The sequence below is a fragment of the Nocardiopsis dassonvillei genome, from assembly GCF_964273065.1.
GTDB lineage: Bacteria > Actinomycetota > Actinomycetes > Streptosporangiales > Streptosporangiaceae > Nocardiopsis > Nocardiopsis dassonvillei_B.
This window is the reverse complement of sequence record NZ_OZ186815.1, coordinates 3796607-3816675: the sequence shown is the minus strand read 5'-3', so window position 1 is coordinate 3816675 and position 20069 is coordinate 3796607. Positions and strand designations below refer to the sequence as shown.

The 20069-nt window shown below is 73.0% G+C and carries 17 protein-coding genes; 12 read left to right on the top strand and 5 right to left on the bottom strand.

Annotated features, from left to right (window positions below; genetic code table 11):
- Positions 1-900 precede the first annotated feature (900 nt).
- The 3 genes from ACSUPR_RS16975 (at position 901) to ACSUPR_RS16965 (ending at position 3695) form a co-directional block, all read left to right on the top strand.
- Positions 901-1776: a hypothetical protein gene (locus tag ACSUPR_RS16975; RefSeq protein ID WP_436885581.1), complete on the top strand. Its 876-nt coding sequence runs from the start codon at positions 901-903 to the stop codon at positions 1774-1776.
- Positions 1777-1957: 181 nt separating this feature from the next.
- Positions 1958-2593 (top strand): hypothetical protein, encoded by a 636-nt coding sequence (locus ACSUPR_RS16970; protein ID WP_436885580.1) that lies wholly within the window; start codon positions 1958-1960, stop codon positions 2591-2593.
- A 613-nt stretch (positions 2594-3206) separates the two neighbouring features.
- Positions 3207-3695, top strand: a complete 489-nt coding sequence (locus ACSUPR_RS16965) for a general stress protein (protein ID WP_436885579.1) — start codon at positions 3207-3209, stop codon at positions 3693-3695.
- 148 nt (positions 3696-3843) lie between these two features.
- Here the strand turns inward: ACSUPR_RS16965 and ACSUPR_RS16960 are convergent, their stop codons facing one another.
- On the bottom strand, positions 3844-5445 hold the full coding sequence (locus tag ACSUPR_RS16960; protein ID WP_436885578.1) for an OmpA family protein: 1602 nt from the start codon (positions 5443-5445) through the stop codon (positions 3844-3846).
- A 143-nt stretch (positions 5446-5588) separates the two neighbouring features.
- Here ACSUPR_RS16960 and ACSUPR_RS16955 point away from each other — a divergent pair, with 143 nt between their 5' ends.
- The 5 genes from ACSUPR_RS16955 (at position 5589) to ACSUPR_RS16935 (ending at position 11149) form a co-directional block, all read left to right on the top strand.
- Positions 5589-7313: a molybdopterin-dependent oxidoreductase gene (locus ACSUPR_RS16955; RefSeq protein WP_436885577.1), complete on the top strand. Its 1725-nt coding sequence runs from the start codon at positions 5589-5591 to the stop codon at positions 7311-7313.
- Between the two features lie 63 nt (positions 7314-7376).
- Positions 7377-8993, top strand: coding sequence for a molybdopterin-dependent oxidoreductase (locus ACSUPR_RS16950; RefSeq protein WP_436885576.1), 1617 nt, complete (start codon positions 7377-7379; stop codon positions 8991-8993).
- Positions 8994-9066: 73 nt separating this feature from the next.
- Entirely contained in the window at positions 9067-9702 is a 636-nt protein-coding gene (locus ACSUPR_RS16945) for a fasciclin domain-containing protein (RefSeq protein WP_436885575.1), read from the top strand.
- 104 nt (positions 9703-9806) lie between these two features.
- Positions 9807-10412: an ECF RNA polymerase sigma factor SigK gene (sigK, locus tag ACSUPR_RS16940; RefSeq protein ID WP_436885574.1), complete on the top strand. Its 606-nt coding sequence runs from the start codon at positions 9807-9809 to the stop codon at positions 10410-10412.
- Complete coding sequence (locus ACSUPR_RS16935) at positions 10409-11149, top strand: anti-sigma factor (RefSeq protein WP_436885573.1); 741 nt, start codon at positions 10409-10411, stop codon at positions 11147-11149. Before sigK ends, ACSUPR_RS16935 begins: the two co-directional genes overlap by 4 nt.
- 43 nt (positions 11150-11192) lie before the next feature.
- Here ACSUPR_RS16935 and ACSUPR_RS16930 read toward each other — a convergent pair whose 3' ends face one another.
- Together ACSUPR_RS16930 and ACSUPR_RS16925 are read right to left on the bottom strand one after the other, a co-directional pair.
- Positions 11193-12464 carry an MFS transporter gene (locus ACSUPR_RS16930; protein ID WP_436892041.1) on the bottom strand — a complete coding sequence of 424 codons (1272 nt, stop codon included), beginning with the start codon at positions 12462-12464 and terminating at the stop codon, positions 11193-11195.
- A 790-nt stretch (positions 12465-13254) separates the two neighbouring features.
- Entirely contained in the window at positions 13255-14577 is a 1323-nt protein-coding gene (locus ACSUPR_RS16925) for an MFS transporter (protein WP_436885572.1), read from the bottom strand.
- A gap of 191 nt (positions 14578-14768) precedes the next feature.
- Here ACSUPR_RS16925 and ACSUPR_RS16920 point away from each other — a divergent pair, with 191 nt between their 5' ends.
- The 4 genes from ACSUPR_RS16920 to ACSUPR_RS16905 all read left to right on the top strand — a co-directional run bounded on the left by ACSUPR_RS16920 (position 14769) and on the right by ACSUPR_RS16905 (position 18769).
- Positions 14769-15254, top strand: coding sequence for an Lrp/AsnC family transcriptional regulator (locus ACSUPR_RS16920; protein ID WP_436885571.1), 486 nt, complete (start codon positions 14769-14771; stop codon positions 15252-15254).
- A 136-nt stretch (positions 15255-15390) separates the two neighbouring features.
- Complete coding sequence (locus tag ACSUPR_RS16915) at positions 15391-16230, top strand: EamA family transporter (protein WP_436885570.1); 840 nt, start codon at positions 15391-15393, stop codon at positions 16228-16230.
- A 153-nt stretch (positions 16231-16383) separates the two neighbouring features.
- Complete coding sequence (locus ACSUPR_RS16910) at positions 16384-17166, top strand: amidohydrolase family protein (RefSeq protein WP_436892040.1); 783 nt, start codon at positions 16384-16386, stop codon at positions 17164-17166.
- 31 nt (positions 17167-17197) lie between these two features.
- Positions 17198-18769: a long-chain-fatty-acid--CoA ligase gene (locus tag ACSUPR_RS16905; protein WP_436885569.1), complete on the top strand. Its 1572-nt coding sequence runs from the start codon at positions 17198-17200 to the stop codon at positions 18767-18769.
- A gap of 52 nt (positions 18770-18821) precedes the next feature.
- On the opposite strand, the gene ACSUPR_RS16900 is transcribed toward ACSUPR_RS16905, so the two are convergent.
- The gene (locus ACSUPR_RS16900) at positions 18822-19616 is read right to left on the bottom strand and encodes a VOC family protein (protein WP_436885568.1); all 795 of its coding nucleotides are present in this window, start codon (positions 19614-19616) and stop codon (positions 18822-18824) included.
- A 188-nt stretch (positions 19617-19804) separates the two neighbouring features.
- Positions 19805-20056, bottom strand: coding sequence for a Smr/MutS family protein (locus ACSUPR_RS16895; protein ID WP_436885567.1), 252 nt, complete (start codon positions 20054-20056; stop codon positions 19805-19807).
- Positions 20057-20069: the final 13 nt, after the last annotated feature.

Genomic DNA, 20069 nt, shown 5'->3' with positions numbered 1-20069 from the left:
TCGGACACTTTCCCACACTTCGCCGACCTGCGGGAACGCGATTCCGACACGGCCCCGAAAAACATTGCCGATCGGGCGGCATCCACCCCTGATCCGGCTATAGCCTTCTGCCGAAACAACTTCACATGTCCTCATACGGCAGTGACCCCGCGACGCCTGAGAAACGTCCGAGGTCGTGGCCGGCAGTAGAAACCTTCAACCCAAGAAATGTCAGCGTGAGCCAGTCTAGTGCCGCGCTCCTCGGCCGTGTCCCGCGTATGGCGGGAGCGCCGTTCTCCCCTTCCCGAAGCCGTCACACGCGGCCCGCCCTCTTCGGCTTCCGCCACAGGTCCGGGCGTGTCCGCCGCTACGCCGAGAACCCGCCCCCGGCCCGGCGCTCCGCCCTCCGCACGCGCCGGGAAAGCGAGGCCCCCACCCGTTCCGAACTGCGTCCGGCCCCGTCGGGCACCGCCTTCGACGCCTCCGGCATCGAGCCGGCCAGGCCCTACTGCGCAGACCACGAGCGCCGTCGCAGCGAGCACCCCGCCGACCGCTTCGAGGCCGAGACCCGGGTCCGCCTCGCCCGCTGGAGCATCGGGCGGGAACCGAGCGGACCATCAGCACCCCGCGCCACCGTGGCGGATTCCGCGGACCGGGGCTCACCGATCACCAGCTCGGCGACGGAACGCCGACCGGTCCCCGTCCCCGCACCTCCGACGAGCGGGCCGACGCCGAGGGAGGGAGCGGTCTGCTGCTCGTCGAAAAGTTGTCCACAGCCTGGGGACGTCTCCCGGGCCACCACACCCGGGCGGCGTTCCCCCTCCCGGGCGGCGTCCGCCGAAGCCGGTGACCGCGGAGCCGGGCGTCCTCCCGCGCCCGGCCCCTCGGCCGCCCTCCCTCCGCAAACGACAAAGGAGTCCCATGCCGAGTCGATCCCATGAGATCCCGCTCCGGCTGATCCAGAACAGGCCGGAGACCGTCCCCGTGCTGCTGCGCGAAGCCCTCGGGTACCCGGTCCCCCACCACACCGAGGCAGTGCTGACCTCATCGGTCCTGACCAACTGCGACCCCAAGGAGTGGAACGCCGACGGGGCGGTCCTGCTCCGCGACGGTCACCGACCCGCCCTGGCCGTGGCCGTGGAACGCCAGCACCGCCGTGACGACCGCAAGCGCTTCAGCTGGCTCGCCTACCTCGCCACCCTGTACGGGCGCCTGGAGTGCCCGACGGTACTGATCGTGCTGTGCCCGGACGAGGCGACCGCCCGCTGGTGCGCACAACCCGTCGAGACCGGCCATCCCGGGCTCGTGCTGCGTCCTCTGGTGATCGGCCCCGACACCATGCCGGTCGTGGTCGACCCGGAGCAGGCCCGCGCCCTGCCCGAACTCGCGGTGCTGTCCGCGCACGCGCACGGCGAGCACGACGGCCGGGTGCTGAAGGCACTGGTCGAGGCGCTGGATTCCGCCGGTGAGAAGAACCGTCCGTTCTACTATGACTATGTGCTGGCCGGCCTCAACGAGGCGGCCCGTAAGGAGCTGGAGGGCTTGATGTCCGTGGAGACCTACGAATGGCAGAGCGACTTCGCCCGTAAGTACGTCGGCCTCGGCCGCGAGGAGGGCCGCGAGGAGGGCCGAGAGGAGGGTGTCGCCACCAGCGTGCTGCGCGTCCTGAACAAGCGCGGGCGGACCGTCTCCGACCAGGTCCGTGACCGCATCCTGTCCTGCCGCGACCTCGACACCCTCAACTCCTGGCTGGACAGGGCCCTGGACGTCGACCGCGCCGAGGACCTCTTCGACTGACCCGGGACGCCTCCGCCCGGATGCCCCGGACAACGAGTGCCCCCGCCCGGCGGGGGCACTCCTGTCACACCGCCTCTGCGGCGGAAGGTCCCCCTACCCCCTCACCCCGTGTCGGCCTCCGGAGGCGCCCGGGCGACCGGCCCCGGGCCCGGAAAAGCCTCCGGTGGCTAGGGTCGGAGGCATGCGCGACATCCGGGTCATCCTCATCGGCGGCACCTCCCACACCGGAAAGTCCACCGCCGCCCAGGCGCTCGCCGGGCGGCTCGGCTTCTCCCACGCCGCCACCGACCACCTCGCCCGGCACCCCGGCCGCCCCTGGCGGACACCCGACCGGGAGGTGCCGCCGCACGTCGCCGAGCACTACGGCACCCTGCCCCTGGACGGGCTGATCGACTCCGTCCTCGCCCACTACGAGCGCCTGTGGCCGCGCATCGAGGCGACCGTCGCCGAACACGCCTCCGGCGGCGGTCCCGGCCTGGTGCTGGAGGGGTCGGCACTGTGGCCGACCCGGGTCGCGGGCCTCGCCTCCCCGCACACGGGGGCCGTATGGCTCACCGCGCCCGACGACCTGCTGCGCGAGCGCGTGCACGCCGGTTCCGGCCGCTCCACCGCCTCCCCGGAGGAACGGCACCTCATCGACGCGTTCCTCGCCCGCACCCTGCGCTTCCAGGAGCTCATGCGCGCCGAGGCCGAGCGGCTCCGCCTCACCGAGCTGCCCGTCGACGGCTCCCGTACCGCCGGACAGACCGCCGACGCCGTGCTCGCCGCCGTCACCGCCCAGGTCTCCCCGGGACGTGCCCGCACTCCTCGCCCCTGACCCGCGCACGCCCCCGGAGCCGTCCGTCGACCGGCTGCGGGCAGCATGCGGTGCGCCACGCCGGAAGGAGCCGGACGGCCTCCTCCCGGTCGACGGAACGGTGGTCGGGGGCCTGGGAACCCGGCGGCCCGGTGGCTCGGGCGCCTCGACGGCGACACGGACGGCGGCACGGGTGGCGATCGGTCCGGCGAGGACGGCGACGGCCCCGATGACGGCCGCGGCAAGGGCCGCGCCGACGCCGGGGAGGAGAGGATGCGGTGCGGGCGCGGGACCTCCGACCGCACCTCACCGGTACGACGCCGCCGCCCCGGGCGGGGTCGGCCACCGGCACGGCCCCCGGGAAACCGCGGGAAACCGCAGGCCGGGCATCCCTCCCGCCCTCTTCTTTAGAGTTGAGTTAGAACGACTCAAGTAAGGGAACGGCAGCCGGCGCAGGCCCGTTCTCACGGGTAGAGGACCTCGCGGACCGCGCACCCGTCCGGAAAGGTTCCCGCGGCACAGGGATCTCCGTCCCCGGCCCGGGGCCCGTCCGTCCTACGGACCCCGGGCTTCCCGGCCTCCGGACCCCTGCGGGGGCGGTCCGGCGGCCACGTACCCGTACGAGGAGGCGCACATGTTCTCCCCCGACCCTCGGGCCCTGCCCGCCCCGCCCACGGGGTGGTCGATCGGGTCCTACCCCACCTACGCCGAGGCGCAGCGCGCCGTCGACCACCTGGCCGCCACCGACTTCCCGGTCGAGGACCTCACCGTCGTGGGGACCGGAACCCGCGTGGTGGAGCGGGTCACCGGACGGCTGACCCGGGCGCGGGTGCTGGGATCGGCGGCCCTGTCGGGCATGTGGTTCGGCCTGCTCATCGGAGTCGTGCTGGGGGTGCTCACCCCGGGCGGGATGCTCGGGTCGATCCTCGCGGGGCTGTTCGCCGGCGTGGCCGCCGGCACGGCGTTCGCGGCCATGGGCTACGCGGCCATGGGCGGCAGGCGCATGTTCGTGTCGCACACGCAGATCGTGGCGGACCGGTACGAGCTGCTGTCCGAACCGCGCAGCGCCGAACGCGGCCGCGACCTGCTCGCCCGCTTCTCCCTGACCTCGCCCTCCCACTGACCCAGCACACCCGTCCGGCGGCCCCGGCACCCCGGAGTGCCGGGGCCGCGCCCGTCCCCGCCGCTCCGGACCGGGGACCGCGCGGAACACGAGCGGGGGCCGTCGGAACGACGGCCCCCGCTCCGCGGGCCCCGGACCCGCCTCCGGCCTAGTACTCGACCGGGATCTCCTCGAACTCCCCGAACGGCCCGGCGCGCAGCGTCAGCGCCTCCACGCTCGTGGCCGGGGCCGGGAACACCGCCACCAGGTTGTAGGTGTTGCCCGGCTGGAGGACGTGCACCTCCTCGGCGAAGCTGCTGTAGCGGCCCTCGCCGAAGTCCATCTGCGCCACGTACCGCACCAGCCCGCTCTCCGGCTCGAACAGCTGGAAGCCGCCCAGCGTGCCCTTGCTGAACTGCTCCGGGCCGCCGGCCACCACGTCCGAGCCGCCCATCTCGGGCATCAGCGGCTCGTCGGTGGTGTTGGTCAGCGCGACCGTGCCGATCACGTACGCGCCGTCCCGGCGCAGCGGGTAGACCTCCAGGCGGATGCCGTCCTGTTCGCTCTCGGCCACCACCGAACCCGGGTCGTCGTCGTAGGGGGCGGGCCAGGTGACGTTGCGCTGGGCGGTGTCGAGCCCGTCCTCGTCGTACTCCTCTTCCTCCGTCGTCTCGACCTCGGTGTTGAAGACGTAGGAGAACTCGACACGGCGGTTGCGGGCGCGGGCCTGCTCGTCGTCGGGGCCGCCCTCGCGGGCGATGGGCTCCTTCTTGCCGCGGCCCTCGACCTCCAGCTCGTAACCCGGGCCGATCTCCTCGGCCAGCAGGTCGCGGACGCTCTCGGCGCGCTGCACCGACAGGCGGTCGTTGTAGGCGTCGTCGCCGATGCCGTCCGTGTGGCCGATGATCGTGATGACCGGCTCGTCGGGGTCGACGTTGGCGGCCAGGGAGGTGGCGGCCCGGCGGACGACCTCCTCCGCCTCGGCGGTCAGGTCGGAGCGGTCGAACTCGAACATGACATCGGAGTGCAGGGAGATGATCTCGCGGTCGCCGTCGCGGGTGGTGGAGGCGATCTCGGAGTCGACGAAGCTCTGCACCCACCCCTCGTCGGCGACGGCGTCCTCGTCGGGGCGCCGGTTGACGAAGGTGAGGTTCTCCCCGCGCGGCGGCGGGTTGTCCAGGGAGAGGTGGTCCGCACCGTTGGGGCTCTCCGGGTCCGCGCGCTCCTCCTCGACGTCCTGGACGGGGATGCCGGTCATGGCGCCCAGCCCGCTGCCGACGAAGGTGACCTGGCGGACCTCGTCGGGGATACGGGGGAAGTAGCGGACGTACTCGTTGGTGACGCCGTCGTGGACGGGGTAGAGGCCGTCCTGGTTGGGGCTCTCGGACCCGTACTTGAGGCCGTCCGCGTCGAGGAACTGGCGGTAGACGCGGCCGGTGAGCGGGTCGACGAGGGTGTGGGCCATGCTGAGGTTGCGGTTGGGGCCGGCGAAGTCGTCGAGATAGGTGATCTCGTAGTACATGACGGTGTACTCGTCGGTGCGCTCCAGGCCGGTGACGGCGAAGCGCATCTCGGCGTCCTGCCCGGTGTCCTGGAAGATCCGGCCCTCCCGGACGTAGGGGAACTCCTCCTTGACCTCGGGGGGGCCGGACGCGTTCCCGAACGTCTCGGACCACCAGTCCGATATGTCCGCGGTGATCGTGCAGCCACTGAGCAGGAGGCTGCCCGAGACCATGAGCGCGGCCGCGGCGATGGGCGTCTTCCGCACCATGTGGGGGAACTCCGATCGTTGGGGAGACGTACGGGAGATATCCTCCTGCACTCCCGGAGTCGAACCGACCGCGGTGTCCCGCAACGGGAGGAAAGTCCACCGGGCCTGGCGCCGGGAGGCGGCGATGGGCGATTCTTTCTGCCATGTCAGCATCTGTCCCTCCCCGCTCCGCGGGCCCGCTCATCGGTCTGGCGACGGCGGCGGCCGCGCTGGGGGCCGCCCGGCCGGCGGCCGCGCTGCTGGGGGTGTCGCCGCCGGTCACGGTGGTGGCCGACGCGGTGGTGGACCACAGCCCGTCCGGCCTGGTGGCCTGGGCGGTCTCGGTCTTCGGAACGGCCGACAAGGCCGTACTGGTCGCGGGGGTCCTGCTGGTGGTGGCGGCGGTGGCGTGCGTCTCGGGAGTGCTCGCCCTGCGCCGTCCGGCCGCGGGGTACGCGGTTCTGGGCGCGGCCGCACTGGCGGGTGTGGCCGCCGCCTGGCTGCGCCGCGGTGGCGACCCGGGGGCTGCGGTCCCGGTCCTGGTGGCGGCACTGGTCGGCGCCCTGGTTCTGGCCCTGCTGCGCCGCACCCTTCCCGCACCCGTGCCTCCGACCGGGGTGGCGGAGATCGACGGACCGGGCGGAGCGCCCGGGGCCGACGGACCGGGCGGGGAACCCGGGACCGGACCTCCGCGGGAGGTCACCGGGGTCGGGCCCCCGCAGGAGCCGACCGGGGCGACGGGAGCGGGCGGCCCGGGTGGGACGTCCGGGGGCGGGGCGGACGAAGCCGGGACGTCCGGGGTACCGGTGGGCGGGGCATCCGCCGGGCCTGGGCGGCGCACCGTGCTGGCGTCGGCCGGGGTGATCGCGGCGGGCGCGGCCGCAGGCGGGACCGGCCTGTGGCTGCCGTCGGCGCTCGGGCGGGGCACGGGGCCCGAGTCCCTGCGGCTTCCGGCCGCCGCCCGCGCGCTCCCGCCCCTCGCCCCCGGCACGGACCTCGGCATCCCCGGGCTCTCCCCCTTCTTCACCCCCGCCCCGGAGTTCTACCGCATCGACACCGCACTGACCGTCCCCCGTCCGGACCCCTCCCGGTGGCGGCTTCGGGTGCACGGCATGGTCGACCGCCCCTTCGAGATCGACCTGGACGAGCTCCTCAGGCTCCCCCTCGTCGAGGCCGACATCACCCTCACCTGCGTCTCCAACCAGGTCGGCGGCGACCTGGCGGGCAACGCCCGCTGGCTCGGGTACCCGCTCGCCGACCTGCTCCGCCGCGCCGGGGTCCACGCCGACGCCGACCAGGTCCTCGCCACCTCCCACGACGGCTGGACCTGCGGCACCCCCACAGAAGTCGTCATGGACGGCCGCAACGCCCTCCTCGCAGTCGGAATGAACGGCGAGCCCCTGCCCCCCGAGCACGGCTTCCCCGCCCGCACCGTGGTCCCCGGCCTCTACGGCTACGTCAGCGCCACCAAGTGGGTCACCGACCTCGAACTCACCCGCTTCGCCGACGAGCAGGCCTACTGGACCGACCGGGGCTGGGCGGAGCGCGGACCGGTCAAGACCATGTCGCGTATCGACGTCCCCGGCGACTTCACCCGGGTCCCCGCCGGAGAGGTGACCGTCGCCGGGGTGGCCTGGGCCCAGCACACCGGCATCGACGCGGTGGAGGTGCGCCTGGACAAGGACGAGTGGCACACCGCCGAGCTGGCGAGGGTCCCCGGCATCGACACCTGGGTCCAGTGGGTCACCGAGGTCACCGTCGGTCCGGGCATGCACGCGCTGGAGGTGCGCGCCACCGACGCCACCGGGTCCACCCAGTCGTCGGTGCCGGTCGAGACCATCCCCGACGGCGCGGAAGGGTGGCACTACCTGCGGTTCACCGCCGAGTAGGGGCTCCCGAAAAAAATCCGGTCCGGACCCATCCGCTCCCCCACCCTGCTCCGAATACCCCACGTGACCACGAGAGCGCAGGACACCCGGGAGCGGAGCCGCAGGAGAGGGCGGCTCCTTCCCGGTCTGTGCTCGGGAGTGGTGACCGTCGCCGCGGCCGTGGCCGCCGGAGAACTGGTCGCCGCTCTCCTGGGGACGGCGTCCCCGGTGGTCTCGGTCGGCGACGCCGTCGTCGACAACACGCCGCAGGCCCTGGCCGAATGGGCGATCGCCCTGTTCGGGACCGCCGACAAGCTCGTGCTGGTCTCGGGCATCGTCGTCGTCCTGGTGCTGGTGGGAGGCGTCCTCGGAGTGGTCGCGCTGCGGCGGCCGCTCTGGGGGTACGCGGGCCTGGCGGCGTTCGGTGCGGCGGGCGCCGCAGCGGTGTTCATCGGTCGCGGTGACGACGTGAGGGCCCTGATCCCCGTCCTCACCGCCGTGGCCGTGGGTGTTCTCAGCCTGAACGCACTGCTGCGGGCCGCCCGCCGTGTCCGGACGGCCCCCCGGAGGGGCGCCGCGGTGGAGACCGCCCGGGAGGAGGCCGTGCCCGCGGGGGCGGGCGCGGCCGAGCACCGGCCGGGTCGGCGCGCGTTCGTCCTGACCTCCGTGGGGATCGCCGCGGGCGCCGGCGCCGCCGGAGCCCTGTCCCGCCTCGTGTCGGGGTGGCCGGGTGGAGCGGGCGGACCGGGGTCCGTGGCGCTGCCTGCCGCGGCGCGGCCGCTGCCTCCGCTCCCGGCGGCGACCGAGCTCGGCGTCCCCGGCCTCACCCCGTTCGTGACCCCGAACCGGGACTTCTACCGCATCGACACCGCACTGACCGTCCCCCGCCCGGATCCGGTCCGGTGGCGGCTGCGGGTGCACGGCATGGTCGACCACCCCTTCGAGATCGACCTGGCCGAACTCCTGGACCTTCCCCTCGTCGAGGCCGACATCACCCTCACCTGTGTCTCCAACCAGGTCGGCGGCGACCTGGCGGGCAACGCCCGCTGGCTCGGGTACCCGCTCGCCGACCTGCTCCGCCGCGCCGGCGTCCACACCGACGCCGACCAGATCCTCGCCACCTCCCACGACGGCTGGACCTGCGGCACCCCCACCGAGGTCGTCATGGACGGCCGCAACGCACTCCTCGCCGTCGGCATGAACGGCGAACCCCTGCCCCCCGAGCACGGCTTCCCCGCCCGCACCGTGATCCCCGGCCTCTACGGCTACGTCAGCGCCACCAAATGGATCACCGACCTCGAACTCACCCGCTTCGCCGACGAACAGGCCTACTGGGCCGACCGGGGCTGGGCGCTCAGGGCCCCGATCCACACGATGTCGCGGATCGACGTCCCCGCGCCGCTGGGCCGGGTGGACGCCGGGGAGGTGGTGCTGGCCGGGGTCGCCTGGGCCCAGCACCGGGGGGTGGACGCCGTCGAGGTCCGGGTCGACGACGGCCCCTGGGCCCCCGCCGAGCTGGCGAGGGTCCCCGGCATCGACACCTGGGTCCAGTGGGTCACCGAGGTCACCGTCGGCCCCGGCCGCCACGACGTGGAGGTGCGCGCCACCGACGCCACCGGGGCGGTGCAGACCGCCGAACGGGCCGAACCGATACCGGGCGGGGCCACCGGCCACCACCGGATCGCGTTCACCGCCACCTGATCCTCCGCCGCACCGAAATTCTTCACCTCCGATTCCACGGTTTTCACGAGAAGAACAGTCAAAGGAGAGCAAGATGATCCGCAAGAGCATCCTCGTCGGCGCCGCTGCCACTCTGGCCCTGGGCCTCAGCGCCTGCGGAAGCACGGGAGCGGAGGAGACGCCCGCCGAGGGCACCGCCAGCGAGGAGAGCACCGACCAGGGCATGGACAACGGTGGGGGCGAGATGGCCACCGCGGGCGAGAACTTCGGCCCGGGCTGCGCCGCGGTCCCCGAGGACGGCGCCGGCAGCTTCGAGGGCATGGCCCAGGACCCGGTCGCCACCGCCGCCTCCAACAACCCGGTGCTGTCCACACTGGTCACCGCCGTCACGGAGGCCGACCTGGGTGACACGCTGAACTCGGCCGAGGACATCACCGTGTTCGCGCCCACCAACGACGCTTTCGAGAAGATCCCGCAGGAGGACCTGGAGGCGCTGCTCGCCGACAAGGAGCAGCTCACCGAGGTGCTGACCTACCACGTCGTGGAGGGCCGCCAGGCTCCGGACGCGCTGGAGGACGGGACGTTCACCTCGCTCCAGGGCGGGGACGTCACCACCGAGGGCGCCGGCGAGGACTTCACCGTCAACGGTGACTCCAAGGTGGTCTGCGGCAACGTGCAGACCGCCAACGCCACCGTGTACATCGTCGACACCGTGCTGATGCCGCAGTAGTCGACACGGGAGTCCCGGGCGGTCCGCGAGCGTGAGCCGGGTCGTCCGGGTCCCATCAGGGCCGCACCGGCCGGTGCGGCCCTCCACCTCGACAGGGAGGACCGATGGACCAGGACGCGGCACGGGCGCGCGGCCCGCGGGCGGCGGAGCCGGTGCCCGAGCCCGAACGCGGCCTCGTCGACCTGCTGGGCGCGGTGGCCCGCGGGGACGAGGCCGCGTTCGGGGAGGTGTACGACCGGGTGGCCCCCGCGGTCCACGGGCTGGTGCGCCGGGTGCTGCGCGACCCGGCACAGTCCGAGGAGGTCACCCAGGAGGTCATGGTGGAGGTGTGGCGCACGGCCTGCCGCTACGACCCGCGGCGCGGGACACCGCGGGCCTGGCTGATGACCCTCGCCCACCGCCGCGCCGTGGACCGGGTGCGCTCGGAGCAGGTCGGCGCGGACCGGGAGGCGCGGGCGGCCGCCGCGGAGGTGGGCCGCCCCTACGACGAGGTCGCCGAGGAGGTGACCGACCGCATGGAGCGGGAGCGGGTGCGCCGCTGCCTGGACACCCTCACCGAACTCCAGGAGCAGTCGGTGCGGCTGGCCTACTACGGCGGATACACCTACCGTGAGGTGGCCAGGCTGCTGTCCGCTCCGCTGGGCACGGTCAAGACGCGGATGCGCGACGGGCTGATCCGGCTGCGCGACTGCCTGGGGGTGGAGTGGTGAGCCGGAGACTGAGGCAGGACCCGCACACGCTGTCGGGGGCCTACGCCCTGGACGCGCTGGCGCCGGAGGAGGCGGTCCGGTTCGAGGACCACCTGTCCCGGTGCGACTCGTGCGTGCAGGAGGTGCGCGGATTCGCCGAGACCGTCGCGCTGCTGGGCACGGCCGCCGAGTCCCCGCCACCGCCCGGACTGCGCGACCGGGTGCTGGCCGAGGTTTCGCGCACCCGCCAGCTGGCCCCGCCGCCCGCCCTGCTGGCCGAGCCGGGCCGCCGGTGGTGGACGCGCGGTTCGACGTGGATGCTCGCCGCCTGTCTGGCCGTGGCGGTGGCGCTGGGCGCGGTGGCCTGGGAGCAGGCGCGGAGCATCCGCGCCCTCCAGGAGAACGAGCGGCTGGTCGCGGCGGTGCTGTCGGACCCGGAGTCGCAGTACACCACCGCAGAGCCCATGGAGGGCGTGTTCGTCGCGGCGGTGTACTCCGAGGCGCACGGCAGCCTGGTGTTCAGCGGCCACGGCCTGGAACCGCTGGAGCGGGAGGACTACCAGCTCTGGTTCACCCGGGCCGACGGGACCGTGTACTCGGCCGGCGTGCTGCCGGTGGACGACCGCGGCGTGGTCGCCCCGGTCCCGGCCGCCACGCGGGGCGCCGGCACCGAGGGCGTCGCGGTGACCATCGAACCGGCGGGCGGTTCCGAGCAGCCCACCTCCGACCCCATCATGGCGATGCCCATCGGATCCTGAACGGGGCGCGGGGCACCGGTCGCGGGCGCCCGCCCGCGACCGGTCAGGATACGGCGACGTCCTCGGGCCGGGGGAGGTCGCGCATCACCGGGGAGAGGCTGAACAGCGCCGCCAGCCCCGACACCACGGCCATCGACACGAAGACCCAGGTGGGCCCGGCTGCGTCGAACAACAGGCCCACACCGAGGATGCCGACCGGCTGGGACACCAGGCACATGAACGTGACCGCGCCCAGCACCCGGCCCTGGAACTCGTCGGTCACCGACGCCGCGATGTAGCCGTAGAACACGGCGTTCACGCACGGGACGATCGCGAACACGCAGCCGACCAGGACACCCAGGGACAGCACGTTCGGCGCGACCACCAGCGCGAGCGCGCACACCGGGGCCGACCAGGCGGCGGCCAGGAAGGTCGCCGAGGGCCGCACCGACCTGATGACCGGTCCGGCCACGAGGGCGCCCACCAGTCCGCCGGTTCCGGCCAGTGCAACGGTGAGGCCGATCTGGAGGTGGCTCGCCCCCTGGCCCTCGGCGGTGGCGATGAGCGCCAGGAACGTTCCGGTCTGGGTGAAGGCGATGTTGAACCCGACGATCCACATCAGCATCGGCCGCAGGATGGGGTGGCGGGCCAGGAACACGAACCCGCCGACCATGCCGCGCAGCGTCCACGGTTCGCGGGCCCGGTACCCGCGCTCCTGCATGGGGCGGCGGATGCACAGCACCAGCGCCGCCGACACCAGGTAGGCGACCGCCTCCGCCAGGAAGGGGTAGGCGCGGCCGAGGTTGAACAGGAACCCGGCGACGGGCGCGCCCAGCGCGCTGGTGCTGAAGAAGCGGATCTGGTTCTGGGCGGAGGCGTCCGCCACCTGCGGCGCGGGGACCAGCTGCTTGATGGCTGCCATGGCCACGGGGTTGGAGACCCCCATGAGCGCGGAGGAGCACACCGCGACGGCGATGACGGCCGGGAAGGTGACGTTGCCGCTGAGCAGCACGACCCCGAAGAGGCCGAGCAGGACGAGCCGCCCCAGGTCGCAGCAGAGCAGGACGACGCGCCGGTTGGAGCGGTCCGCCAGCGAGCCTCCGACGACGGCCGCGATCATGGTGGTGGCCACCTGGGCCGCACCGATGACCCCGGCGTGGGCGGCGGACCCGGCGAGCATCAGGCACAGCAGGGGGTAGGCGACCTCGCCGCTCTCCTTGCCGAGCCCGGCGAAGAACCGGCTGGTCCACAGGGCCTGGAAGTCGAGGTTCCGGAGCAGCGGGGGCGGGACGGCGTCGGCCGGGTGCGGGTCGGCCGGGGCCGTGAGCACCGGCAGGTCGCCGGTGAGTGGGAGGGGGTCGTCCACTCCGGGGAGCGGGGGCGGTGCTCCCGCTCCGATCAGCGGTGGCGGCGGCCCCTCCGGCCCGGCGGGGGACGGGGCGTCCGCTCCGGGGAGCGGGTGGCGGTCCGCCGTGCCGGGCACGGCGGAGCGCCGACCGGTGCGGGTCGGGCGAAAACGGAGCTGGTCCGTGGCCATGGTGATCGACTCCCCTGAGAGCCCCTCGTGTACCGGGGATGCCGCGATACCGGCCTGGTGCGATCGGTGCTCGTGTGCGGGACCGCCGGTCGGTCGGCGGGCACATGCTCTCTCCGGGGTCAGGGGAGTCTCCCGGGGGGCTGTCCGGGGGGTGAGGTTGTCATGCCGCCATTATGCGTGCATTCACCACATTAAACGCCTTTGTTGGGGTAGATCACGCTCTCAGGTGATTCATGTCGGAAACATCCTCAGCGCAGGTGGGAAAAGGTGCCCGGGGCGGCACCGGCGGGCCCCGATACGTCTGCGCGGTGGGCCTTCTCCCCCCTGGCCACGTCCGGCCACGGGTTTTCCGGAAATCCGTCCGAACGCCTCTTGACCGGAGGCGGGGAACTCCGTTCACCCGTTCAGGAAAGAGTTTCGCGAGAATGCAGATGCACGTGAAATCCGCGATCCACATGGGAGGAAAGGGAAAAAAGAACCTCGTGGGATCCGGGTGGGCTTCGACCCCGCCCGTTGCGGCGGGGTCCCGGAGCACCGTTGCTCCACGCACCGCTCCCGGCGCGGCCGGTGGCGGCCGCGCCGGGAGCGGTCAGCCCCGGGCGGAGCCGGACCGGCGGTCGGCGGAGTGCCGCCCCCGGCGGGAGGGCCGGTGCCCCGCCGCGGCCGCCTCGATCGTCCACGGGGTGCGCTCCAGGTAGGCGACCACGACCGCCCCGGTCAGCGATCCGCCGGCGACGAGCAGGTACGACAGGGTCCACCCGCCGGTCAGCTCCGCGAGCAGGCCGAACAGCAGCGGGCCGCCCAGGGCCACACCGCTGCCCACCCCCTGGACGAACCCCGAGAGCGAGGCGGAGCCCCGGCCCGTGGTGGCCCGGGTGTTGATCATGGTCATGACGACCACGAACAGGCTCGTGCCCAGGCCCAGGAAGCACGTCCAGAGCGGGGCCAGCCAGGCCGGCCCCGCGGCCAGGCCGAGGTATCCGGCGGCGTACCCGGCCACGCCCAGCGCGACGATCGGGAACGTGTCGGCGGCCCGGGCGGTCACCGTCGGCGCGACCAGGCCGAACAGCAGGCTCACCCCGACCATGAGAGACACCATCGTCCCGGCGTAGGCGGAGGTGTGCCCGGCGTCGGTGAGCAGCGCCGGAAGCCAGGTGAACAGGGTGAAGACGTTCCAGGTGACCAGGCCGAACAGCAGCGCCATCCGCCAGGCCATGCCCACCCGGTGCAGCGGGCGGGCGAGCTCCGGCCCCTGCTCGGCCCGGGCGGTGCCGCCGGTGCGGCGCGACGCCGGGGACATCCACTGGGCGGCCCACAGCAGGCCCGCGACCAGGGCGACCGCGGACCAGGAGCCCAGCGCGACCCGCCAGCCGAAGGCCTCGGCCAGGGGCACCGCCACCAGGGGCGGGAACAGGGCGCCGATGTGGATGGCGACCATCTGGACCGTGCTCAGCGCGGCCAGCCGGTCGGGGAAGTACTGCTTGATGAGCGGGGGCAGCACCACGTTGCCCAGCGCGGCGCCGGTGAGCGCCACGGCGGTGAGCAGCAGCAGGGTGCCGGTGCCGGGCGCGAAGGCGCGCAGCGCCTGTCCGGCGGCGGTGAGGACCATGCTGAGCACGACGGTGGCCTCGGGGCCGATCCGGCGCATGATCAACGGCGTGACCAGGCCGAACACGGCGAAGGCGACCAGCGGCAGCGTTCCGAAGACACCGACGACGGTGGCGGTGAACCCGAACTCGGCGGAGATCGTGGTCAGCAGTGGCGACAGCGAGGTGACCACCAGGCGCAGGTTGAGCGCCGCGCAGGCGATGGCCACGAGGGCGAGGATGCGGCCCCGGCGGGCTGTGGTGTGCTCCGGGGCGGGCCGTACCGACGGTCGGTCGGCGACGGCCGTCATCGACGAGGGTGACATAACGGCGACGGACGTCCCTTGTTCAGCGGCGGTGCGGCGTTGCACCAGAGCCAGGCCGACCGGCGAGCTTCATCGCCTGCCTCCGAAGGATCTCTTCTCGGGCGAGCCAAATACGACCTTTTCGCTTGAATGTTAGGCATAACCCGGGCGTATACACAACTTTCCGTACTTAATACGGGTATGATGCGCACATGGCTGATCTCGACGAACTTGATACGGCGATTCTGGCCGAACTCCAGTCGGACGCACGGAAGACCAACCGCGATGTGGCCGCCGCGGTGGGCGCATCGCCCACCACGACCCTCGACCGCACGCGCGCGCTGCGGGAGAAGGGTGTGATCCGCGGCGCGATCCTGGACGTGGACCTGGAGCTCATCGGCCGACCGGTGCAGGCGCTCATCACCGTGAGTGTGGTCAAGCCCTCACGGCACAACATCGAGGCGTTCCGGGACTGGGTGCGCTCGCTGCCGGACACGCTGTCGGTGTTCGTGACCTCCGGCAGCGAGGACTTCCTGGTCCACGTGGCGCTGCCGGACAACAACAGCCTCTACGCGTTCGTCATCGACAAGCTGACCGAACGCCCCGAGGTGGCCGACGTGCGCGCGTCGATCGTGTACGAGCACCTGCGCAACGACCGCATCGCCCCCACCAACGCCCGCACCCGGCGCCGGGCCTGACCGCCGAGGCCCGGCCTGCCGGACACCTCCCGGCGGGCCGGGACCGCCCGCTCCACCGGCCGTCGGCCGCCGCGAACGTGAAAGGGGTCCGGGAGTAGGGTGGTCGGCCTTGTCCGCCACCGAGACGAAACATCCCATGACTCCTGTGATCGTGGCGGCGGTCCTGCTCGCCGCGCTGCTGCACGCCGCCTGGAACGCCATCGCCCACGGCATCACCGACCGGCTCCTGGGCTTCGCCCTCATCGGCCTGGGCGGCATGGTCCCCACCCTGCCGATGCTGTTCGTCGTGGGCCTGCCGCCCCGCGAGGCCTGGCCGTTCCTGACCGCCTCGGTGCTCACGCACCTGGTCTACTTCGGCCTGCTCATGGCCTCCTACCGCAGCGGCGAGTTCGGCCAGGTGTACCCGCTGGCCCGGGGCACCGCCCCGTGGGTGGTGGCGCTGGTCGGGGTGACCCTGCTCGGCGAGGACATGTCCGCGCCCCACCTGCTCGGGGTGCTGGTCGTCTCGACCGGGCTGATGACCCTGGTGTTCGCCGGGGGCCTCCCCTCCCGGGCGCAATTGGGAGCCCTGCCCGCGGCGTTCGCCACCGGCCTGGCCATCGCGGCGTACACCGTGGTGGACGCCTACGGGGTGCGGTCCACCCAGGACCCGCTGGGCTACATCACCTGGATCATGGTGCTCCAGGGGCCGGTGTTCTTCGCGGTCGCGGCGTGCACCCGCCGGGGACGGCTGCCCGCCCAGCTCCGGCCGGTGTGGAAGGTGGGGCTGGCCGGCGGCGCCATCAGTGCGGCCGCCTACGGGATCGTGCTGTGGGCGCAGCTGGGCGGCGCGCTCGCGGGGATCGCCGCGCTGCGCGAGACCAGCATCGTGTTCGCGGCGCTCCTGGGCAGCCTGCTGTTCAAGGAGCGGTTCGGAGCGGTGCGCGTCGCCGCCTCCGCGATCGTCGTCGCCGGGGTGCTGCTGCTGGCGGCCTGAACCGGATTCGGCGGCACGTCCCCCGGGCTGGTCCGTGACCGGCCGCCCTCGTATCGTGTCCGTGTGACCGACGTCTCAACCGAGTCCACCGCCGTCCGCAGTGTCTGGCAGGGCCTGGGCCTGCCCGGGCTCGTGGACGTGCACACCCATTTCATGCCGGACAACGTGCTGCGCAAGGTGTGGGCCTACTTCGACGCCCTGGGCGGGTACTGGCCCATCACCTACCGGGACGACGAGGCGCGCCGGGTCTCCCGTCTCCGGGAGTTCGGGGTGCGGCGCTACACGTCGCTGTTCTACGCCCACCGCCCCGGCATGGCCGCCTGGCTCAACGACTGGGCCGCCGGGTTCGCCGCCGACCATCCCGACTGCCTGCGCAGCGCCACCCTCTACCCCGAACCGGAGGCCCGCGACTACGTGCCCGCCGCCATCGCGGCGGGCGCCCGCGTGTTCAAGGCCCACGTGCAGGTCGGCGGCTACGATCCGCGCGACCCGCTGCTCGACGGGGCCTGGGGCGCGCTGGCCGACGCCGGGGTCCCCGTCGTGGTGCACTGCGGGTCCGGACCGCTGCCCGGCGAGCACACCGGGCCCGGGCCGTTCGGGGAGGTGATGCGCCGCCACCCCCGGCTGACCGCGGTCATCGCCCACGCCGGGTCGCCCGAGTACGCGGCCTTCCTCGACCTGGCCGAGCGGTACCCCCGGGTGCACCTGGACACCACCATGGTGTTCACCCGGTTCACCGAGCGGCGCGCCCCCTTCCCCGCAGAGGCGCTCCCCCGGCTCAAGGACCTGGCCGACCGCATCCTGCTCGGCACGGACTATCCGAACATCCCCTACCCCTACCTGGAGCAGCTCGACGCCCTGGCCGGGCTCGGCCTGGGCGACGACTGGCTGCGCGGCGTCCTGCACGACAACGCCGCCCGACTGTTCGACCTCTGACCGCCCCCGCACGACGCAGAGAAAGGCCGCAATGGAACTCGCGCTCACCCCTCTGGAGTTCGCCCGCAGGACCCGCAGGCTGTACCCCGACCGGCTCGCCGTCGTCGACCGCGGCCTGCGGCTGACCTACGAGGAGTTCTTCGACCGCTGCGACCGCTGGTCGTCGGTGCTCCAGGGGATGGGGGTCTCCCGGGGAGACCGGGTCGCCTACATCGCGCCCAACACCCACGCCCAGCTGGAGTCGTTCTACGCGGTCCCGCAGCTGGGCGCGGTGCTGGTGCCGGTGAACTTCCGGCTGACCGCCGAGGACTTCGTCTACATCGTCGGGCACTCCGGCGCCAGGGTGCTGTGCGTGCACGCCGACCAGCTGGACGCGGTCGACTCGGTGCGCGACCGGATGCCGGGAGTGGAGAGGTTCATCGCCCTGGAGGGGGCGCGGCCCGGCTGGGAGGACTACGAGGAGCTGCTCGCGGGGGCGTCCTCCGCGTTCGAGCGCCCCGAGGCCGACGAACACTCCCTGCTCACCATCAACTACACGTCGGGGACGACCGCCCGGCCCAAGGGCGTGATGATCACCCACCGCAACGCCTACATGAACTCCGTGGGCACCCTGCTGTACGGGCGGATCGGCATCGGCGAGGCCTACCTGTGGACGCTGCCGATGTTCCACGCCAACGGATGGACGTTCACCTGGACGGTGACGGCGGCCGCCGGGGTGCACGTGTGCCTGCCGGCGATGGACCCGGCCACGGTGTTCGAGCTCGTCCGCACCGAGGGCGTGCGGTGGCTGTGCGCCGCGCCGACCGTCCTCATCATGCTCGCCAACGCCCCCGAGGACGTGCGCGGCGAGGTCCCGTCCGGGGTGCACGTGTTCACGGCGGGCGCCTCCCCGGCGGCGGCCACCATCGAACGGCTGGAGGACGGGTTCGGCTGGACCGTCACCCACGTGTACGGCCTGACCGAGACCGCCCCCTTCATCACCGTCTGCGAGCCCCGCGCCGAGCACGCCGGGCTGCCGCCGGGGGAGCGGGCCGCGGTCAAGGCGCGCCAGGGCGTCGAGCTCATCACCTCCGGCGAACTGCGGGTGGTCGGCGACGACGGCGCGGAGGTGCCCTGGGACGGCAGGACGGTCGGCGAGATCACCGTGCGCGGCAACGTGGTGATGAAGGGGTACTACAACGACCCCGAGGCCACCGAGCGCGCCATGGGGGACGGGTGGTTCCACAGCGGCGACGCCGCCGTGGTGCACCCCGACGGCTACGTGGAGATCCAGGACCGGCTCAAGGACGTCATCATCTCCGGCGGGGAGAACATCTCCTCCGTCGAGGTGGAGGGTGTGCTGCTGCGCCACCCGGCGGTCCTGGAGGCTGCCGTGTTCGGCGTCCCGCACGAGAAGTGGGGCGAGTCGCCGCGCGCCGCGGTGGTGCTGCGCGAGGGCGTGCGGGCCACCGAGGAGGAGATCATCGGGTTCGCCCGGGACAACCTGGCGCACTTCAAGGCGCCGACCAGCGTGGAGTTCGTGGAGGCCCTGCCCAAGACGGCCACCGGCAAGATCCAGAAGTTCGTCCTGCGCGGCGGGGCCTCCGCGGTCTCCCGCCAGTGAGGGGTGCGGGTCCCCCGCCCCCGCTCTTCAGAGGCGGAGGACGCCCCTGGGCTCAGTCCCGCGGTGCTTCCAGCAGGACGAACCCGGCTCCGAAGGGGTCGGCGCAGGCCGCCATGCGGCCCACACCAGGGGTGTCCTCGGGGCCCGTGTACACCTGGCCCCCTCCGACACGCACGTCCTCCACGGCCTCCTCGGCGTCGGCGACCTGGAACACGGGGCTCCACTGGGCCGAGCCCTCGGTGTCGTCCACACGCTCGGGGGGCAGGGCCATGATGCCGCCCTGGTCGCGGTCGTGGCCGGCCCCGGCGGGGGTGACGACGCGGTAGCGGCCGTTCCGCCCCGGGGTGGGGAGGTCTCTGTAACTCCAGCGGAACAGCTCCCGGTAGAACTCCACCGAGCCGTCGCCGTCGGGGGTCCACAGCTCCACCCGGCACAGGCTTCCCGGAGCGTCGGCGCGCCGCAGCCCGGGGAAGTCGACGGGGTTCCAGACCGCGAACCGACCTCCCTGGGGGTCGAAGAACTGTGCGGTGCGGCCCAGCCGCAGGACGTCGAACGGCTCGAACAGGACGCTGCCGCCCAGGCGCTCGACGGCGGGGACCGTGGAGTCCACGTCGGGGTCGTGGAAGAAGACCGTCCAGGCGGGGCTCTCGCCCTCGCCCAACAGGGGACTGAGCCCGGCGACACCGTCCTCGTCGAGCTTGAAGCAGAGGTATCCGGCGGCTTCGGGGCTGTCCTCGATCGCCTTCCAGCCGAAGAGCCGCCGGTAGAAGGCGGCCGAGGCGTCGGTGTCGGGCGAGGACACCTCGACCCAGCAGGGCGACCCGGGCAGGAAGTCGGTCGTGATCATCGATGTTCCCCCCTGTCGTGGACACGTCATTCCCGAGTGTGGACCGTCCGGCGGCGGGCCCGGGGATGGGGGCGGCAAAGTCTCCTACAACTCACCGCAATCATCCGAACGCGATTCCGGACCACCGCTCCCGGGCCCACGGGTCGCGGGAGGCGCTCGCCGGCGCCGGCATGCCCGGCCCCGGCGCCTCAGCGCCTGAAGTGGACGAACAGGCGGCCGAAGTTCTTGGAGTCCTTCTCGACGCGGTGGTAGCGGGCCTTGACGTCCTTGCGGTCGAGGAAGCGCAGCACCCGCTTCTTGAGCTGGCCGGACCCCTTGCCCGGGATGATCTCCACGGTTCTGGCCCCCGTGCGCTCGGCCTCGTCCATGATGTCCGCGAGGGCGCGGTCGATGTCACGTCCCCTGTTGAAGATGTCGTGCAGATCGAGCTTGAGCCGCATGGCCGCCTCCGTC

What these genes read in the sequence shown, in the direction of transcription:
- sigK (WP_436885574.1), top strand. Translation starts at nt 9,807, where the DNA reads ATGGACCAGGACGCGGCACGGGCGCGCGGCCCGCGGGCGGCGGAGCCG.
- ACSUPR_RS16960 (WP_436885578.1), bottom strand. Translation starts at nt 5,445, where the DNA reads ATGGTGCGGAAGACGCCCATCGCCGCGGCCGCGCTCATGGTCTCGGGC.
- ACSUPR_RS16915 (WP_436885570.1), top strand. Translation starts at nt 15,391, where the DNA reads ATGACTCCTGTGATCGTGGCGGCGGTCCTGCTCGCCGCGCTGCTGCAC.
- ACSUPR_RS16895 (WP_436885567.1), bottom strand. Translation starts at nt 20,056, where the DNA reads ATGCGGCTCAAGCTCGATCTGCACGACATCTTCAACAGGGGACGTGAC.
- ACSUPR_RS16920 (WP_436885571.1), top strand. Translation starts at nt 14,769, where the DNA reads ATGGCTGATCTCGACGAACTTGATACGGCGATTCTGGCCGAACTCCAG.
- ACSUPR_RS16970 (WP_436885580.1), top strand. Translation starts at nt 1,958, where the DNA reads ATGCGCGACATCCGGGTCATCCTCATCGGCGGCACCTCCCACACCGGA.
- ACSUPR_RS16900 (WP_436885568.1), bottom strand. Translation starts at nt 19,616, where the DNA reads ATGATCACGACCGACTTCCTGCCCGGGTCGCCCTGCTGGGTCGAGGTG.
- ACSUPR_RS16905 (WP_436885569.1), top strand. Translation starts at nt 17,198, where the DNA reads ATGGAACTCGCGCTCACCCCTCTGGAGTTCGCCCGCAGGACCCGCAGG.
- ACSUPR_RS16975 (WP_436885581.1), top strand. Translation starts at nt 901, where the DNA reads ATGCCGAGTCGATCCCATGAGATCCCGCTCCGGCTGATCCAGAACAGG.
- ACSUPR_RS16955 (WP_436885577.1), top strand. Translation starts at nt 5,589, where the DNA reads ATGTCAGCATCTGTCCCTCCCCGCTCCGCGGGCCCGCTCATCGGTCTG.
- ACSUPR_RS16925 (WP_436885572.1), bottom strand. Translation starts at nt 14,577, where the DNA reads ATGTCACCCTCGTCGATGACGGCCGTCGCCGACCGACCGTCGGTACGG.
- ACSUPR_RS16910 (WP_436892040.1), top strand. Translation starts at nt 16,384, where the DNA reads ATGCCGGACAACGTGCTGCGCAAGGTGTGGGCCTACTTCGACGCCCTG.
- ACSUPR_RS16945 (WP_436885575.1), top strand. Translation starts at nt 9,067, where the DNA reads ATGATCCGCAAGAGCATCCTCGTCGGCGCCGCTGCCACTCTGGCCCTG.
- ACSUPR_RS16965 (WP_436885579.1), top strand. Translation starts at nt 3,207, where the DNA reads ATGTTCTCCCCCGACCCTCGGGCCCTGCCCGCCCCGCCCACGGGGTGG.